Raw genomic sequence first — 18456 nt, 5'->3', positions numbered from 1 at the left:
AGTGAGGCTGTAGTTGAGCGGCAAGCGCACCGACGCACAGGACACCCCCAGGACCACGACCACCCCGATCGCCGTGATCGGACTGGCCTGCCGGCTGCCCGGGGCACCCGACCCCGAAGCCTTCTGGAACCTCCTGCGCGAAGGCCGCAGCGCCGTCCGGCAAGTACCGGAACACCGGGCCGGACCCCCGGCCGGACCGGGCTCGGTCGCGGCACTCGCCGACGGCCACCCCGGCATCCGCCACGGCGGCTACCTGGACGCCATCGACCGCTTCGACCCCGCCTTCTTCGGCATCTCGCCCCGCGAGGCCACCGCCATGGACCCCCAGCAGCGGCTCGTCCTCGAACTGTCCTGGGAGGCCCTGGAACACGCCGGCACCCTGCCCGCCACCCTCCACGCCACCGCCACCGGCGTGTTCATCGGCTCCCTCGCCGACGAGTACGCGACCCTCGCCCGCCGCACCGGACCCGGCCGCCACACCCTCACCGGAACCACCCGGGGCCTGCTCGCCAACCGCGTCTCGTACACCCTCGGGCTGCGCGGCCCCAGCATCGCCGTCGACACCGCCCAGTCCTCCTCCCTCGTCGCCGTCCACCTCGCCTGCGAGAGCCTGCGGCGCGGAGAGTCACGGCTCGCCCTCGCCGGCGGCGTCAACCTGATCGTCGACCCCGCCTCCACCGCCGCCGTCGCCCGCTTCGGCGGACTCTCACCGGACGGCCGCTGCCACACCTTCGACCGCCGCGCCAACGGCTACGTACGCGGCGAGGGCGCGGGCCTCGTCGTCCTCAAACCCCTCGACGCGGCCCTCGCCGACGGCGACCGGGTCCACGCCGTCCTCCTCGGCAGCGCCGTCAACAACGACGGCACGACCGACGGCCTCACCGTCCCCAGCCCCGAGGCCCAGGCCGACGTGGTCCGGCGGGCCTGCGAGGCCGCCGGGGTGGCGCCCGAGGCGCTCCAGTACGTCGAACTCCACGGCACCGGGACCCCGGTGGGCGATCCGATCGAGGCGCGCGGCCTCGGGCTCGCCCGGGACGGCGGCGCGCGGCGGCCCGTCCTGGAGGTCGGCTCGGTCAAGACCAACATCGGGCACCTCGAAGGCGCGGCCGGGATCGCCGGACTGCTGAAGACCGTCCTGGGCGTGGCCCGGCGCGAACTGCCCGCCACCCTCAACCACACCGAGCCGCACCCCGACATCGACCTCGACGCACTCCGGCTCGCCGTCCGCACCGAACCCGGAGCCTGGCCGCGCCCCGGCGAACGGCTCCTGGCCGGCGTCAGCTCCTTCGGCATGGGCGGCACGAACTGCCACGTCGTCGTCGCCGAGGCCCCACCCGCCCCGGACCCCGAGCCCACCCCCGACGTACCACCGGCCGCACCCCTCGTCCTGAGCGCCCGCAGCGCCGCCGCCCTGCGCGAACAGGCCGCCAGGACCCGTCAGTTGATCGACCGCGAGAACGGCGTGCCCACCGGACTGGCCCGCGCCCTCGCCACCACCCGCACCGCCTTCCCCCACCGAGCCGCCGTCACCGGCGACGTACGAGCCGGACTCACCGCCCTCGCCGAGGGCCGCACCGCCCCCGGTGTCGTCACCGGACACGCCGGTACCGGCGCCGTCGCGCTGCTCTTCCCCGGCCAGGGCAGCCAGCGGCTCGGCATGGGACGCCGCGCCTACGAGGAGTCCCCGGTCTTCCGGGCCGCGTTCGACGAGGCCGCCGAAGCCCTCGCCGCGCACCTGCCCCGGCGGATCGAGGACGTCCTGTGGGCGGAGCCCGGCACCGAGGCCGCCGCGCTGCTCCACCGCACCGCCTACACCCAGCCCGCCCTGTTCGCGGTGGAGGCCGCCACCCACCGCTGGCTCACCTCGCTCGGCGTCGTCCCGGCCTTCGTGGCCGGACACTCGATCGGCGAGGTCGCGGCGGCCCACGCGGCGGGCATCCTCGACCTCGCCCAGGCCGCCGAACTCATCGCCGCACGCGGCCGGTTGATGGACGCGCTGCCGGAAGGCGGCGGCATGCTCGCGGTCGGGGCCGCCGAGGAGACGGCCGGTGAACTCCTCGCGGAGGTGGACGGCGTGGTCGACATCGCCGCCGTCAACGGCCCGGAGTCCGTGGTCCTCTCCGGCGACAGCGCGGCCCTCGACGAGATCGCGGCACGGGCCGCCGAGCGAGGGCTGCGCCACCGCCGCCTCGACGTCAGCCACGCGTTCCACTCCTCCCTGATGGAACCCGCGCTGGCGGACTTCCGCGCAGTGCTGTCCGGGATCGAGTTCCGCCCGGCCCGCGTCCCGTTCGTGTCCACGGTCGGCGGAGACCTGGTGGAGACGACGGACGCCGCCTACTGGGTGGAGCACGCCCGGCGGCCGGTCCGGTTCGAGGCGGCGGTGCGCCGACTGCGGGAACTCGGCGCGGGCGTCCTGCTGGAGGCCGGGCCCGGCACCACGCTCAGCGCGCTGGGCCGTGACATCACCGGCCGCGACGCGTCGTTCGTCCCCGTGCTCGCCCAGGACGGCGAACCGGCCCAGGCCCTCGGACGGCTCTTCACCGGCGGCGCCGACCCCTACTGGGACACCGTCCTGCCGGGCGGCCGGCCCCACATCGACCTCCCCACCTACCCGTTCCAGCGCGAACGGTACTGGCTCGACGACGCGACCCGCACCGAGCCGCCGGCAGAACCGCCGGTCACCGAAACCGTGCTCCCCGCACCGGAGTTCGAGCAGCGCGTCGTGGCGGAGATCGCCGCGACCCTCGGCTTCACGGACCCGGCGCGGCTCGACCGCACCGCCACCTTCAAGGCCCTCGGACTCGACTCGCTGGGCCTCGTGGAACTGCGCGACAGACTCAGCACCGCACTGGGCAGGGAACTCCCCGCCGCCACCCTGTTCGCCCACCCCACGACCGACGCCCTCCTCACCCACCTCCGCCCCACCACGAACGGCTCCCGGGGCCCGACGGCCGTGGCGCGCAGGGCGGTCGACGACGATCCGGTGGTCGTCGTCGGGATGGGCTGCCGTTTCCCGGGCGGGGTCGCCTCGCCCGAGGACCTGTGGCGGTTGGTGGCCGACGGCACCGACGCCATCGGCCCCTTCCCCACCGACCGGGGCTGGAACCTCGACACACTCCTCGCCGACCCCGAGAACCCCGGCACCTCCATCACCCGGCACGGCGGATTCCTGGACACCGTCGCCGAGTTCGACGCCGAGTTCTTCGGCATCAGCCCCCGCGAGGCCCTCGCCCTCGACCCGCAGCAACGCCTCCTCCTCCAGACCTCCTGGGAGGCCCTGGAACGCGCCGGCATCGATCCGCACTCCCTCAAGGACTCCGACACCGGCGTCTTCATCGGGGCGACCGCCTCCGACTACACCCCCCGCCTCCACGAACACGGCACAGGCGCCGACGGCTACCTGCTCACCGGCTCCGCCATCAGCGTCGCGTCGGGACGGATCGCGTACGTACTGGGCTTGCGCGGACCGGCGTTGACGGTGGACACGGCGTGCTCGTCGTCGTTGGTGGCGCTCGACCTCGCGGTGCGCGCGATCAGGTCGGGGGAGTGCGGGACCGCCCTGGCCGGCGGCGTCGCGGTGATGGCCACCCCGGGCATGTTCGTGGAGTTCTCGCGGCAGCGGGGACTCTCCGCCGACGGCAGGTGCCGGTCGTTCTCGGCCGGGGCGAGCGGGACGGGGTGGGCGGAGGGCGCGGGAGTCGTCGTCGTGGAGCGGTTGTCGACCGCGCGGCGTGCGGGGCATCGGGTACTGGCGGTGGTGGCCGGGTCCGCCGTGAATCAGGACGGCGCGTCGAACGGTCTGACGGCGCCCAACGGGCGAGCCCAGGAGGAGGTCATCGAGCGGGCGTTGGCGGACGCGGGGCTGGTGGCGGGGGATGTGGATGCCGTCGAGGCGCATGGGACGGGGACGCGGCTGGGTGATCCGATCGAGGCTCAGGCGTTGATCTCCGCGTACGGCGGCGAGGGTCGTGAAGTGCCTTTGTGGCTCGGCTCGTTGAAGTCGAACATCGGGCATACGCAGGCCGCTGCCGGAATCGCCGGTGTCATCAAGAGCGTGATGGCGCTCGACGCCGGGGTGCTGCCTCGGACCCTGCACGCGGAGGAGCCCTCGCCGCACATCGCCTGGGAGGGTTCGGGGGTCGCCCTGCTGCGTGAGCAGGTGCCGTGGCCGGACCGGGGGAGGCCGAGGCGGGCCGGGGTCTCGTCCTTCGGCATCAGCGGCACCAACACCCACGTCATCCTCGAACAAGCCCCGACACCCCCGACGACACCCCCGGCCACCCCCACCCGGCCGGCTCCGCCCGTCCTGCTCTCCGGCAACACCCCCGACGCCCTCCGCCGCCAGGCCACCGCACTCGCCGAGCACCTGACCGCCCGGCCCGCCACCGACTCCGGCGACCTCGCCGCCGCCCTCGCCCGCCGCGCCCGCCTCACGCACGGCGCGGCCCTCCCCGCGGACGACACCGCGTCACTCATCGGCGCGCTGCGCGCCCTCGCGGCCGGCGAGGTCCACGATGCCCTCGTCACCGGCGAGCACACCCCCGGCCGGACCGTGTTCGTCTTCCCCGGCCAGGGCTCCCAGTGGCTCGGGATGGCCGGTGAACTCCTCGACTCCAGCCCGGTGTTCCGTGCCGAGGTCGAGGCGTGTGCCGACGCCTTCGCCCCCCACACCGACTGGAACCTGCTCGACGTCCTGCGCCGCACACCCGACGCCCCTGGCCTCGACCGGGTCGACGTCGTCCAGCCGGTCCTGTTCGCCATGATGGTGTCCCTCGCCGCCCTGTGGCGGGACGCGGGCGTCGTCCCCGACGCCGTCGTCGGCCACTCGCAGGGCGAGATCGCCGCCGCGTACGCCGCCGGCGCGCTCACCCTCGCCGACGCCGCCAGACTCGTCACCCTGCGCAGCCGTGCCCTGACCGGCATCGCCGGTGACAGCGGCATGGTGTCCGTCGCCCTCGACGCCGACGCGCTCACCCCGGTACTCGCCCGGCACGCCGGGGAACTGGAGATCGCCGTACGCAACGGGCCGCGCTCCACCGTCGTCGCCGGTGGCGGTGGCGCGCTCGGGGAACTCCTCGGCTGGTGCGGGGAACAGGGGGTACGGGCCCGGCGCATCCCCGTCGACTACGCCTCGCACACCCGGTACGTGGAGCCGCTGCGGGAGCGGCTGACGGAGATCGGGGCGAGCCTCGCGCCGAGGGCGGCCGGCACGGCGTTCTACTCCGCCGTCACCGGCGGCCCGGTCGCCACGGACACGCTCGACGCCGGGTACTGGTACCGCAACCTGCGGCAGACCGTGGAGTTCGAGGCCGCGATCGGCAGCCTCGTCGACTCCGGACACCGCCGGTTCATCGAGGTCAGCCCGCACCCCGTGCTTACCTACGCCGTCGAGGAGATCCTCACCGCCCGGGGCGTGGCCGCCTTCACCTGCGGAACCCTGCGCCGCGACCAGGGCGGCCCGGACGCCTTCCACCGGGCGCTGTCCGCCGCCTACCTCGGCGGCGTACCCGTCGCCTGGGACCGTCCCGCACAGGTCCCGGACCTGCGCCTCACCTACCGTTTCGCCCCGGACCGCCACTGGCTCGCCCCCGGCGGCGGGCAGCCCGACGCGGGCCGGCTGGGACTCGCCGCCGACCCGCATCCGCTGCTCGGCGCGCGGGTCGAACTGGCCGACGGCGGCGTCCTGTTCACCGGACGGATCGACCTGGACGACCGCCCGTGGCTCAAGGACCACGGCGTCCTGGGCACCACCCTCGTCCCCGCCACCGCGTTCGCCGAACTCGCCGCCCACGCGGCCGAGACCGTCGGCCTCCCCGAGGTCGGCGAACTCACCGTCCGCGCCCCCCTCGCCCCCGCCACCGGCCGGCCCGCCCTCCTGCGGCTCCACGTCGGCCCGCCCGACCCCGACGACGCGCGCGAACTCACCGTGCACGCCCGCACCGACGACACCCGGCCCTGGACCCTGCACGCCGCCGCGACCCTGCGCACCGCCCCACCCCACGACCGCACCCCCACGACCGCCGAGTGGCCGCCCGCCGACGCCGAACCCGTCCCGCTGGACGGCCTCTACGCCGGGCTCTACCGGCTCGGCTACGACTACGGACCCGCCTTCCAGGGCCTGACGGCCGCCTGGCGGACCGCCGACGGCACGCTGTACGCCGAACTGGCCCGCGCCGACGACGGAGAGGACACCGGCGGGCGCGAGGGCTTCGCGCTCCACCCGGCGCTCCTCGACGCCGCACTCCACCCGGTCGTCGCCGGACTCGCCGGCGCCGTGACCCCCGACCCCGAACGCCCCCTGCTGCCCTTCGCGTTCGAGGGGCTGCGCCTCGCCCCCGACGCCGCCGGGGCGGTCCGGCTGCGCGCCCGCATCGAGCCGCTCGCGGACAGCCGGTTCCGCTACACCCTCACCGACGAGGACGGCCGCCCCGCCGCCTCCGTCGACTCGCTCGCCTTCCGCCCCGTGGACCGCGCCGAACTCACCGGCGCACACGGGGCCGCCGCCCGTACCGCGCACCACGTCGACTGGCGGGAGCTGCCCACCCCGGGCACCGCCACCGGGACACTCCTCGTCCTGGCCGGCCTCGGTGACACCGGCCTCGTCACCGGAGCCGACACCGTCACCCTGTCCGCCCTCGACACCCGGCCGGACGCGGTCCTGGTCCCCGTCACCGCGACGGACCCCGGCCCCGAAGTCCCGCTCCCCGAACGGGCCCACGCCGTCACCGTCGCCGTCCTCGCCCTCCTCCAGCACTGGCTGGCGGACCCCGAGCGGGAACACACCCCGCTGCACGTCGTCATCCGCTCCGGAGACCTCGCCGCCACCCCCGTGCGCGGGCTGATCCGCACCGCCGCCGCCGAACACCCCGGCCGCTTCGCCCTCGTCGAGACCGACGGGCCCACCCCGGCGGGCCTGCTCGTCGGGGACCACGGCGAGCCCGAGTCCGCCGTCCGGGACGGCCGCGTCCACGTGCCGAGACTCGGGGCGCACGACCTCGACGAAGACCCCGTGTCCGGTGCCTGGAGCGGTCCCGGGACCGTGCTCGTCACCGGCGGGACCGGTGCCCTCGGCGCCCTGGTCGCGCGCCGGCTGGCCGGGCAGGACCGGCCCCCGCACCTGCTGCTCGTCAGCCGCAGCGGACCGGCGGCGCCCGGCGCGGCCGAACTGGCCGCCGCGCTCCACGAGGCCGGGGCGGAGGCGACCGTGGCCGCCTGCGACGTCACCGACCGCGCCGCCCTGGCACGGCTGCTCGACGCGATACCCGAGGACCGGCCGCTGCGCACGGTCGTGCACACCGCCGGTGTCCTCGCCGACGCGACCGTCGCCGAACTGACCCCCGAACAGCTCACCACCGCCCTGCGCCCCAAGGCGGACGCAGCATGGCTGCTGCACGAACTGACCGCCGGCCTGCCGCTCGACGCGTTCGTGCTGTTCTCCTCGGCCGTCGCCACCGCAGGCGTGCCGGGACAGGCCAACTACGCCGCCGCCAACGCGTTCCTCGACGCCCTCGCCGCCCACCGCCGAGCCCTCGGACTGCCCGGCACCTCCCTCGCCTGGGGACTGTGGGAGGAGACCGGGGCCATGACCGGCCACCTCGGCGCGGCCGACCGGACCCGCCTCGCCCGGCACGGCGTCGGACCCATCACCGCCGCACAGGGCCTCGACGCCCTCCTGCGGGCACGCCTCCCGCACACCCTCGTGTCGCCGCTCGACGAGACCCTCCTGCGCGAAGAAGCCGCCGCAGGCCAACTCAAGCCCCTGTACAGCGAATTGATACGAGTCCCGGTCACCCACCGCCGTACGGCGGCGGGCGGCGCCTGGGCCGGCCGGATCGCCGCCGTCCCCGCCCACGAACGCCTCCGCACGGTCACCGCGCTGCTGCGCGAACAGACCGCGCTCGTCCTCGGACACGGCGAGGGCGACGGCCTCGGCACCGGACGCCCCTTCAAGGAACTCGGCTTCGACTCGCTCACCGCCGTCGAACTCCGCAACCGGCTCGGCCGCCTCACCGGCCTCACCCTGCCCGTCACCGTCGTCTTCGAGTACCCCACGATCGGCGAACTCGCCGCCCACCTGCACGAGTCGCTCACCGCCGACGGCTCCCGGGCACCGGCGGTCGTGGCGCGCAGGGCGGTCGACGACGATCCGGTGGTCGTCGTCGGAATGGGCTGCCGGTATCCGGGCGGGGTCGCCTCGCCCGAGGACCTGTGGCGGCTGGTGACCGACGGCACCGACGCCATCGGCCCCTTCCCCACCGACCGGGGCTGGAACCTCGACAAGCTCTACCACCCCGACCCCGACCACAAGGGAACGACGTACACCCGGCACGGCGGATTCCTCCACGACGCCGCCGACTTCGACGCCGAGTTCTTCGGCATGAGCCCCCGCGAAGCCCTCGCCACCGACCCCCAGCAACGACTGCTCCTCCAGATCACCTGGGAAGCCCTGGAACGCGCCGGCATCGACCCGCACTCCCTCAAGGACTCCGACACCGGCGTCTTCATCGGCGCCATGTACGACGACTACGCGACCCGCCTGCGCACCACCCCCGAAGACGTCGAGGGACTCCTCCTCGCGGGCAACCAGTCCAGCGTCGCTTCGGGACGGATCGCCTACGTACTCGGGTTGCGCGGACCGGCGTTGACGGTGGACACGGCGTGCTCGTCGTCGCTGGTCGCGCTGGACCTCGCCGTGCGTGCCGTGCGGTCGGGGGAGTGCGGGGTGGCGTTGGCCGGTGGTGTCGCCGTGATGGCCACTCCGGGGATCTTCGTGGAGTTCTCGCGGCAGCGGGGGCTGTCGGCGGACGGCCGGTGCCGGTCGTTCGGCGCGGGCGCGGAAGGCACCGGATGGGGAGAGGGCGCCGGGGTCCTCGTGGTCGAGCGGCTGTCGAGGGCACGGCGTGAGGGGCATCGGGTGCTGGCGGTGGTCGCGGGGTCGGGGGTGAATCAGGACGGCGCGTCGAACGGTCTGACGGCGCCCAACGGGCGGGCCCAGGAGGAGGTCATCGGGCGGGCGTTGGCGGACGCGGGGCTGGTGGCGGGGGATGTGGACGCCGTCGAGGCGCACGGGACGGGGACGCGGCTGGGCGATCCGATCGAGGCCCAGGCGCTCATCTCCGCGTACGGCGGTGAAGGTCGTGAAGTGCCGTTGTGGCTCGGCTCGTTGAAGTCGAACATCGGACACGCGCAGGCCGCCGCCGGGGTGGGCGGTGTCATCAAGAGCGTGATGGCGCTCCGAGCGGGGGTGCTGCCTCGGACGCTGCACGCCGAGGAGGCGTCGCCGCATGTCGGCTGGGAGGGGTCGGGCGTCGCGCTGCTGCGTGAGCAGGTGCCGTGGCCGGACCGGGGGAGGCCGAGGCGGGTCGGGGTCTCGTCCTTCGGGATCAGCGGCACCAACACCCACGTCATCCTCGAACAGGCCCCGGCGGCGCCGGAACAGCCCGGGGAACAGGCGCCCGCGTCCGTCCCCTACGTACTCGGCGCCAGGTCCGCGTCCGCGCTGCGCGCCCAGGCCGCCGCCCTGCACGACCTCCTCGCCGGGGACACCCCGCCCCGGCCGGTCGATGTCGCCCACACCCTGGCCCGCCGGACCCGGTTCGCCCACCGGGCCGTCGTCGACGCCGGCCCGGACGTCCTGGCCGCCCTCGGGGCCGTACGCGACGGGCTGCGCCACCCCCGTGCCGTCACCGGCCGGGCCGAGGACGGCGGGCGGCTCGCGTTCCTGTTCTCGGGGCAGGGCTCGCAGCGCCTCGGCATGGGCGCCGGACTCCTCGACACGTCCCCGGCGTACACCACGGCCTTCGACGCCGTCGCCGACCGCCTCGACCCGCACCTCGACCTCGGACTGCGCGCGCTGATCACCTCCGAACCGGAGGCGCTGCGGCAGACCCGGTACGCGCAGCCCGCGCTCTTCGCCGTCGAGGTGGCGCTCTTCCGGCTCGCCGAGGCGTACGGCCTGCGGCCCGACTACGTCATCGGGCACTCCGTCGGCGAACTCGCCGCCGCGCATGTCGCCGGGGTCCTCGGACTGTCCGACGCCGCCGCCCTGGTCGCCGCGCGCGGCCGGCTCATGCAGTCCGCGCGGGAGGGCGGGGCCATGGCCGCGTTCGCCGCCACCGAGGAGCAGGCCGCCGAACTCGTCGCCGGATCGGGCGGAGCGGTCGAGGTCGCCGCCGTGAACGGCCTCGGGTCCGTCGTCCTCTCCGGAGACGCCGACGCCGTCGACCGGCTCGTCCGGCACTGGAAGGAGGCGGGGCACCGGGCGGCACGGCTCAAGGTCGGCCACGCCTTCCACTCCGCGCACATGGACGGCGTCCTCGCCGAGTTCCGCGAGGTCGCCGCCGCGCTCACCTTCGCCGCACCCCGGATTCCCGTCGTCTCCACCGTCACCGGAGCCCCGGCCGAACCGCTGGAACTGGCCACCCCCGAGTACTGGGTCCAGCAGATCCGCCGGCCCGTGCGGTTCGCCGACGCCGTGCGCACGGCGACCGGGCTCGGCGTGACCCGGTTCGCCGAACTCGGCCCGGACGGCACGCTCTGCGCCCTCGCCGAGGAGAGCCTCGGGGACGGCGCGCTCGCCGTACCCCTGCTGCGCCCGGGGACGCCCGAACAGGACGCCGTACGCGCCGCGTTGAGCCGGCTCCTGGTCGCGGGTGTCGACGTCGACCTCACCCCCGACCTCACCGGTGGCCGCCTCACCGACCTTCCCGTGTACCCCTTCGAGACCCGCCGCCACTGGCTCGACGCCCCCGAGGAGACCGCCGACGCCGACGCGTACGGCCTCGACGCCACCCCGCACCCGATCCTCACCGCACACACCGAACTGCCCGACGGGGGAACGCTGTTCACCGGCGTGCTGTCCCCGCGACGGCAGCCGTGGCTCGCCGAGCACCGCATCGACGGACGGACCCTCGTCCCCGCCGCCGCGCTCACCGAACTCGCCCTGTCCGCCGGCGAGACCCTGGGCCGCGCCACACTCCGCGACTTCCTCGTCCGCTCCCCGCTGGAACTCGACACGAGCGCCGGCACCCCGCTCCAGGTCGCCGTCGACGCGGACGGCGAACTCGTCGTACGCGCCCGGACCGGCGGCACCTGGACCGTCCACGCGACGGCCACCCTCACCGACGCCCCGATCACCGCCGCACCCCTCCGGGACCCCGGACCCGGGACCCGGATCGACCCCGGCGACCGCGCCACGACCTACCGGCTGCTCGCCGACGCCGGGTACGTCTACGGTCCGGCCTTCCAGGGCCTGGTCACCGCCACCCACCATGACGGCGAACTCCGCGCGGAGGCCGAACTCGCCCCAGCGGGACGGGGAGCGGGAGGCGTATCAGGACCGGCTGTCGTATCGGCGTCGACGGGCGTACCGGCAGCGGCGGGCGCGTTCGGCCTGCACCCCGCCCTCCTCGACGCCGTCCTGCACACCCTGCCGCTGCACACCCTCGGCGGCCCCCGCCTCGTCCCGTACGCCCTCGACGGAGTACGGCTGCACGAGCGCGGCGCGACCCGGGTCACGGCCCGTCTGGCGGCCGTGGGCCCCGACGCGTACCGGCTCGACCTGGCGACCCCGGCCGGCCGTCCCGTCCTCACCGTCGAACGCCTCACCCTGCGTCCCCTGCCCGCGACCGCCGACCTCTACCGCACGCTCTGGGAGCCCGCCGATCCGGCGCCCGCTCCGCAGGACGCCCCTCCCGCCCTCGCCGTGAGCCCCGTGGAGGCGGGCGACGATCCGCTGCACGCCGCCGAACAGGTACGGGCCGCCCTCCTGGAACGGCTCGCCACGGACACCGCCGCGCCCTTCGTCGTCCTCACACGCGGCATCGCCGTCACCGACGACGAGCCCGTCCTCGCCGGACCGGCCGCCGTCTGGGGGCTCGTCCGTGCCGCCCAGGCCGAACACCCGGGCCGGTTCACCCTCGTGGACACCGACGGCAGCCACGACGACACCCTGCTCGCCGCGATCGCCGCCCACTGGCCGCAGGCCGCCGTCCGCGCCGGCGCCGTCCACGTCCCCCGGCTCACGGCCGTACCCGACACGGCCGTCACCGAGGAGACGGCGACCCCCTGGCCGCGCAGCGCGGCGGGCGGCACCGTCCTGGTCACCGGCGGCACCGGAGCGCTCGGCCGGGCCACCGCCCGTCACCTCGTCACCCGGTACGGCGTCCGCACCCTCCTCCTCGTCTCCCGGCGCGGACCGGACCACCCCGACGCCGCCGAGGCCGTCGCCGAACTGGCCGAACTCGGCGCGCGGGCCGAGGTCCGGGCCTGCGACACGGCGGACCGGGACGCCCTCAAGTCCCTCCTCGCCGGCCTCGACACCCCGCTCTCGGCCGTCGTGCACACCGCGGGCATCGCCGAGGACACCGTCACCGAACGGCTCACCGCCCAGAACCTGCGCCGGGTGTTCGCACCGAAGCCGCTCGCCGCACGGCACCTCGACGAACTGACCCGGGACACCGACCTCGACGCCTTCGTGCTCTTCGGCTCGGTCGCCGGGGTCCTCGGCACGGCGGGCCAGAGCGGCTACAGCGCCGCCAACGCCGCCCTCGACGCCGTCACGGACGCCCGCCGCCGCAGCGGGCGGGCCGCGCTCACCGTCCACTGGGGCCTGTGGGAGACCGACGGCGGCCTCGCGGAACGCCTCGGCGAACGGGACGTCAGCCGACTCGCCCGCGCCGGGATCAGGCCGATGCCGGCCGTCGACGCCCTGATGCTGCTGGACCGCGCCCTGCGCCTGGACCTGCCGGCGGTGACGGCCGCCGGCCTCGACGCCCGGGTCACCGCGCCGCGCCGCCTGCCGAAGACCGAGAGCGGTCCCCCGACGGACGCCGGCGGCACGGGCCGGGACGTCGAACGGATCGTGCTCGACGCCGTCGCGGACATCCTCGGACACGACCGGGACACCGACCTCGGCGTCGACCGCCCCTTCACCGACCTCGGCTTCGACTCGCTCATGGCCGTCGAACTGCGCAACCGACTCACCGCCGACCTGGGCGTCCGCCTGCCCGGCACCGTCGTCTTCGACCACCCCAGCCCCGCCGCCCTCATCCGCCACGCGACCGAACGCCTCACGGCGACGACGGACCCGCAGCCGACGGACCCGGCCCCCACGGACCTCCCCGCTCCCGCCGACGACGCGATCGCGATCGTCGGCATGGCCTGCCGCTTCCCGGGCGGAGTCCGCACCCCCGCCGAACTGTGGCGGCTCCTCGACACCGGGACCGACGCCATCACCGAGTTCCCCACCGACCGGGGCTGGGCCCCCGACCTCTACGACCCCGACCCCGGACACCCCGGCACCTCCACCACCCGGCACGGCGGATTCCTGCACGACGCCGCCGAGTTCGACCCCGCCTTCTTCGGCATCAGCCACCGCGAGGCCCTCGCCGTCGACCCCCAGCAGCGCCTGCTGCTGGAGACCGCCTGGGAAGCCGCCGAGGACGCGGGCATCGACCCGGCGAGCCTGCGCGGCACCGACAGCGGCGTGTTCGTCGGCGTCATGTACGCCGACTACGGCGCCCGGGTCCACCAACTCCGAGGCGCGGCGGCCGACTTGGAGGGGTATCTGGTCAGCGGCAGCGCGGGCAGCGTCGCCTCCGGCCGGGTCTCCTACACCCTCGGCCTGGAGGGGCCCGCGGTGACGGTCGACACCGCCTGCTCGTCCTCGCTGGTCGCCGTCCACCAGGCCGCCCAGGCGCTGCGGCTCGGCGAGTGCTCCCTCGCCCTGGCCGGCGGCGCGACCGTCATGGCGAGCCCGGCCACCTTCGTCGAGTTCAGCAGGCAGCGCGGACTCGCCCCCGACGGCCGCTGCAAGCCGTTCTCCGCCGACGCCGACGGCACCGCCTGGGCCGAGGGCGCGGGACTCCTCCTCCTGGAGCGGCTGTCGGACGCCCGGCGCAACGGACACCGCGTGCACGCCGTGCTGCGCGGCTCGGCCGTCAACCAGGACGGCGCCAGCAACGGCCTGACCGCACCCAACGGACCGGCCCAGGAACGCGTCATCCGCAGCGCCCTGGCCGCCGCCCGCCTCCACCCCCGCGACATCCACGTCCTGGAGGCGCACGGCACCGGGACCCGGCTCGGCGACCCCATCGAGGCGGGCGCGGTCCTGCACACCTACGGCCGTGAACGCGGACCGCGCGGGCCGCTGCTGATGGGGTCGGTGAAGTCCAACCTCGGGCACACCCAGGCCGCCGCCGGTGTCGCCGGGATCATCAAGTCGGTGCTCGCGATGCGGCACGGCCGGGTACCGGGCACCCTGCACCTGGAGCGCCTCAACGAGCACGTCGACTGGACCGAGGGCGACGTACACGTCCCGACGCACACCACCCCGTGGCCGCAGGGCGACGGTCCCCGCCGGGCCGCCGTCTCGTCGTTCGGCATCGGCGGCACCAACGCCCACGTGATCCTGGAACAGGGCGACGACCCGGCCGCGCCCCCGGCCCCGGCCTCGGCCTCGGAGGAACCCGGCGGGCGGATCGTGCCCTGGGTGCTCAGCGCCCGCACCGAGGACGGGCTGCGGGAACAGGCCGTACGGCTGCGGCGGCGCGTCCTCGACGATCCCGCGCCGCGCCCCGCCGACGTGGCGCTGTCCCTGGCGACCACCCGGACCGCCTTCGAACACCGGGCCGTCGTCCTCGGCCGCGACCGCGCCGAACTCCTCGCCGGACTCGACCACCTCACCAACGGCACCCGCCCGGACCCCGCGGCCTTCCCCGTCGTCGTCACCGGAAACCCGGTACGCGGCGAGACCGCCCTGCTCTTCACCGGACAGGGCAGCCAGCGCGTGGGCATGGGCGTGGCGCTGCACGGCGCGTTCCCCGCGTACGCCCGGGCCTTCGACGAGGCGGCCGACGCCGTACGCCGCGCGGGCGGCCCCGACGTCCACGCCCTCGTGCACGGCGACCCGGACCACGACCTCGACCTCACGCAGCACACGCAGCCCGCGCTGTTCGCCGTCGAGGTCGCCCTGTACCGGCTGCTGACCTCCTGGGGCCTGTCCGCGCCGCTGCTGGCCGGCCACTCCGTCGGGGAGATCGCGGCGGCGCACGTCTCGGGGGCGCTGAGCCTCGATGCCGCCGCCGGACTGGTCGTCGTCCGCAGCCGGCTCATGGGCGAACTCCCGGCGGGCGGGCTGATGGCCGCCGTCCAGGCGGACCGTGCCACGGTGGAGGAGGCCATGGCGGAGACCGGGGTCCGCGTGGACGTCGCCGCCGTCAACGCGCCCGGCTCCACCGTGCTCTCCGGCGACGCCGACGCCGTCGGCGCGCTGGCCGACCTGCTCGCCGGACGCGGCCACCGCACCCGGCGGCTGACGGTCAGCCACGCCTTCCACTCGGCCCACATGGACCCCCTGCTCGCCCCGTTCCGCGAGCGGCTCGCGACCCTCACCGCGACCGAACCGGCCACCACCCTCGTCTCCACCCTCACCGCGCGCGAGGCGGACGCCGACACCCTCGGCTCGGCCGCGCACTGGGCCGACCAGGTCCGCGGCACCGTCCGGTTCGCCGACACCCTGGACCGGCTGCGCGCACTCGGCGCGACCCGCTTCCTGGAACTCGGCCCGGACAGCGCCCTCACCGCGATGGCCGAACAGTCCGACCTCGGCGCCACCGCTGTCGCCCTGCCCTCCCTGGACCGTCGGCGCGACGACCTGCTCGCCCTGTGGACGTTCGTCGCCGCCGCCCATGTCCACGGCGTCACCTGGAACTGGCCCGCGCTGCTCGCCCCCGACGCCACGACCGTGTCCCTGCCCACCTACCCGTTCGCCCGCGAACGCCTCTGGCTGGCGCCCCCGGCGGCCGGGGACGCCACCGCGACCGGCATCGGCGCGGACGACCCCGGCCACCCGCTGCTGTCCGCCGCCCTCACCGACCCCGACGGCGGCCGGACGGTCTACACCGGCGTCCTGTCCCACCGCCGCCAGCCCTGGCTCGCCCACCACGCCCTGCACGGCACCCCCCTGCTGCCCGCCACCGCCTTCGTCGACCTCCTGACCTGGCTCGCCCGGCACCACGACGCCCACACCGTCACCGAACTCACCCTGCACGCACCGCTCTTCGTCGACGAGGACACCGAGGCCCACCTCCGCGTCACCGTCGACGCAGACGCCGTCCGCGTCCACGCCAGAACCGGCCGCGACACCCCCTGGACCCTGCACGCGGAAGCCGTCCTCGGCACCGAGGACACCCCCCGCCCCGCCTGGCAGGGCGACCGGCCGCACGATCTGCGCCCCGTCGAACTCGCCGACATCTACCGGGACTTCGCCGACCGGGGCTACGAGTACGGCCCCGGCTTCCAGGGCCTGCGCGCCCTCTGGACCGACACCGACACCCTGTACGCGGACATCGACACCGGCGACCCCCTGATCCCCGGCCTCCTCGACGCCGCGCTCCACCCCTGGATCGCCGACACCGTGCGCCGCGACGAAGGGGCGCACGACACGGCGGACGGTATCCAGGTGCCGTACAGCTGGCGGGGCACGCGGCTGCACGCCGCGCCGTCCGGGCCGCTGAAGGTACGCGTCCGGCGCACCGGCGAGGCGGCGTTCGCCCTGGACGTCGCCGACGCCCTCGACCGGCCCGTGCTCACCGTCGAGGAGATCCTCCTGCGCCAGGTCGCCCCGCGCCGGGGGAGCGCCGGCCGCCTCCATGAGGTCGTCTGGGAGAGCGCGCCGCTCGACACCCCGGCCGACGGGGGCCGCACGGTCGCCGTCCTCCTCGGCGACCCGGCCCCGGACGGCCTCCCCTTCCCCGTGACCGGCTCGCCCGACGGCACCGAGGACACGGTCGTCGCCGTCGCCGCCTACGACGACGTGCGCGAGAACCTGCGCGCCGTAAGGGAGTTGATCCTCGGGCTGCCGGAGCGCACCCACCTCGTGGTGCTCACCCGGGACGCCGTCGCGGTCCGCCCCACGGACCCGCTCACCGGACTCGCCCAGGCCGCGCTGTGGGGGCTCGTGCGGTCCGCGCAGCACGAGTACCCCGGGCGGCTGAGCGTCGTCGACACCGACGAGGAGTCCCTCGCCCTGCTCCCGGACGCCGTCGCCGTACGGCACCCGCAGCTCGCCCTGCGTCGGGGGCGCGCGCTCCGGCCCCGGCTCGCCCCGGTCACCCGATCGGCCGTCGGCGCACCGGAGTTCGGGGACGGGACCGTGCTCGTCACCGGTGCCGGGGGCGCGCTCGGCTCGGCGGTCGCCCGCCATCTGGCCGACCGGTACGGGGCGCGGCGACTGGTCCTGGTGAGCCGGCGCGGCGAGGCCGATCCGGCGCTGCGCGCGCTCGCGGAAACACTCGACGCACAGCACGTGAAGATCGTCGCGTGCGACCTCGCCGACGGCACCGCCGTCGACACCCTCGTCGCCGGCATCGACCCCGCGCACCCGCTCACCGCCGTGGTCCACGCGGCCGGTGTCCTCGACGACGCCGTCCTCACCAACCTCACCGACGAACGGCTCGACCGGGTGCTGCGGCCCAAGACCGACGCGGCGGCCCATCTGCACCGCGCCACCGAAGGGCTGCCGCTCACCGCGTTCGTCCTGTTCTCCTCCGTCGCCGGCGTCCTCGGCAACGCGGGCCAGTCCGGCTACGCCGCCGCCAACGCCCACCTCGACGCCCTCGCCCAGGCACGGACCGCCGCCGGTCTCCCCGGCACCTCCCTGGCCTGGGGCCTGTGGGAGACGGACGACGCGGACGGCGGCGGCGCGGGCATGGCCGGCTCGCTCGGGGACGCCGCCCGCGCCAGGATCGAACGGCTCGGCATCCGCGCCCTGTCCACGGCCGAGGGACTCGGACTCCTCGACACCGCGCTCGCCCTCGGCGAGGACGCCCCCGCCCTGCTGATCCCCGCCCGGTTCACCCCGACAGCACTGGACCGCCGTACGCAGGACCGGACCGACCCGGCACCGGCCGCACGCGTGGCCGCCCCGCTCGCCGAACGGCTCCAGGGCCTCGACCCCGACGCCGCGCACGCCCTGGCGAGGACGGTCGTGACCGCCTCCGTCACCGAGGTCCTCGGACTCCCCAGGACGGCCCGGCTACCCGACGACCGGGGCCTGTTCGACCTGGGACTCGACTCCCTGACCGCGATCGAACTGCGCAACCGGCTCGGCACCGAGACCGGCGGACGGCTCCCGGCCACCGTCCTGTTCGACCACCCCACCATCCGCGACCTCACCACCCACCTCATCGGCCTCTGCGCCGGCCCGCGGAGCGTGTTCGACGCGGCGGCCCTCGGCGACTGGGTGACCTCGGCGGCCGGACTGACCGATGACGACGACCGGCGCACCGGGCTCGTCCGGGCCCTGAGGTCCGCGCTGGGCCGGCTCACGGACCCGGACGACGACACCGGCACCGAGGCCGCCTTTGGAATGGATTCAGCTTCCGATGATGAGCTGTTCGGGCTGCTGGACCGGGAACTGAGCGACTGACCGACCGAGCATCGGAGAGCGGT

Annotated in this window: 1 protein-coding gene; it reads left to right on the top strand. The window is 75.6% G+C overall.

The annotated features are described in order from the left end of the window. Window positions 1–13 precede the first annotated feature (13 nt). Window positions 14–18433, top strand: a complete 18420-nt coding sequence (locus ABZX85_RS38120; RefSeq protein ID WP_355879576.1) for a type I polyketide synthase — start codon at window positions 14–16, stop codon at window positions 18431–18433. The last annotated feature ends 23 nt before the right edge of the window (window positions 18434–18456 follow it).

This window comes from Streptomyces sp. NPDC004539, from assembly GCF_040610055.1.
Classification (GTDB): domain Bacteria; phylum Actinomycetota; class Actinomycetes; order Streptomycetales; family Streptomycetaceae; genus Streptomyces.
This window is presented reverse-complemented; position numbering and strand designations above follow the sequence as displayed.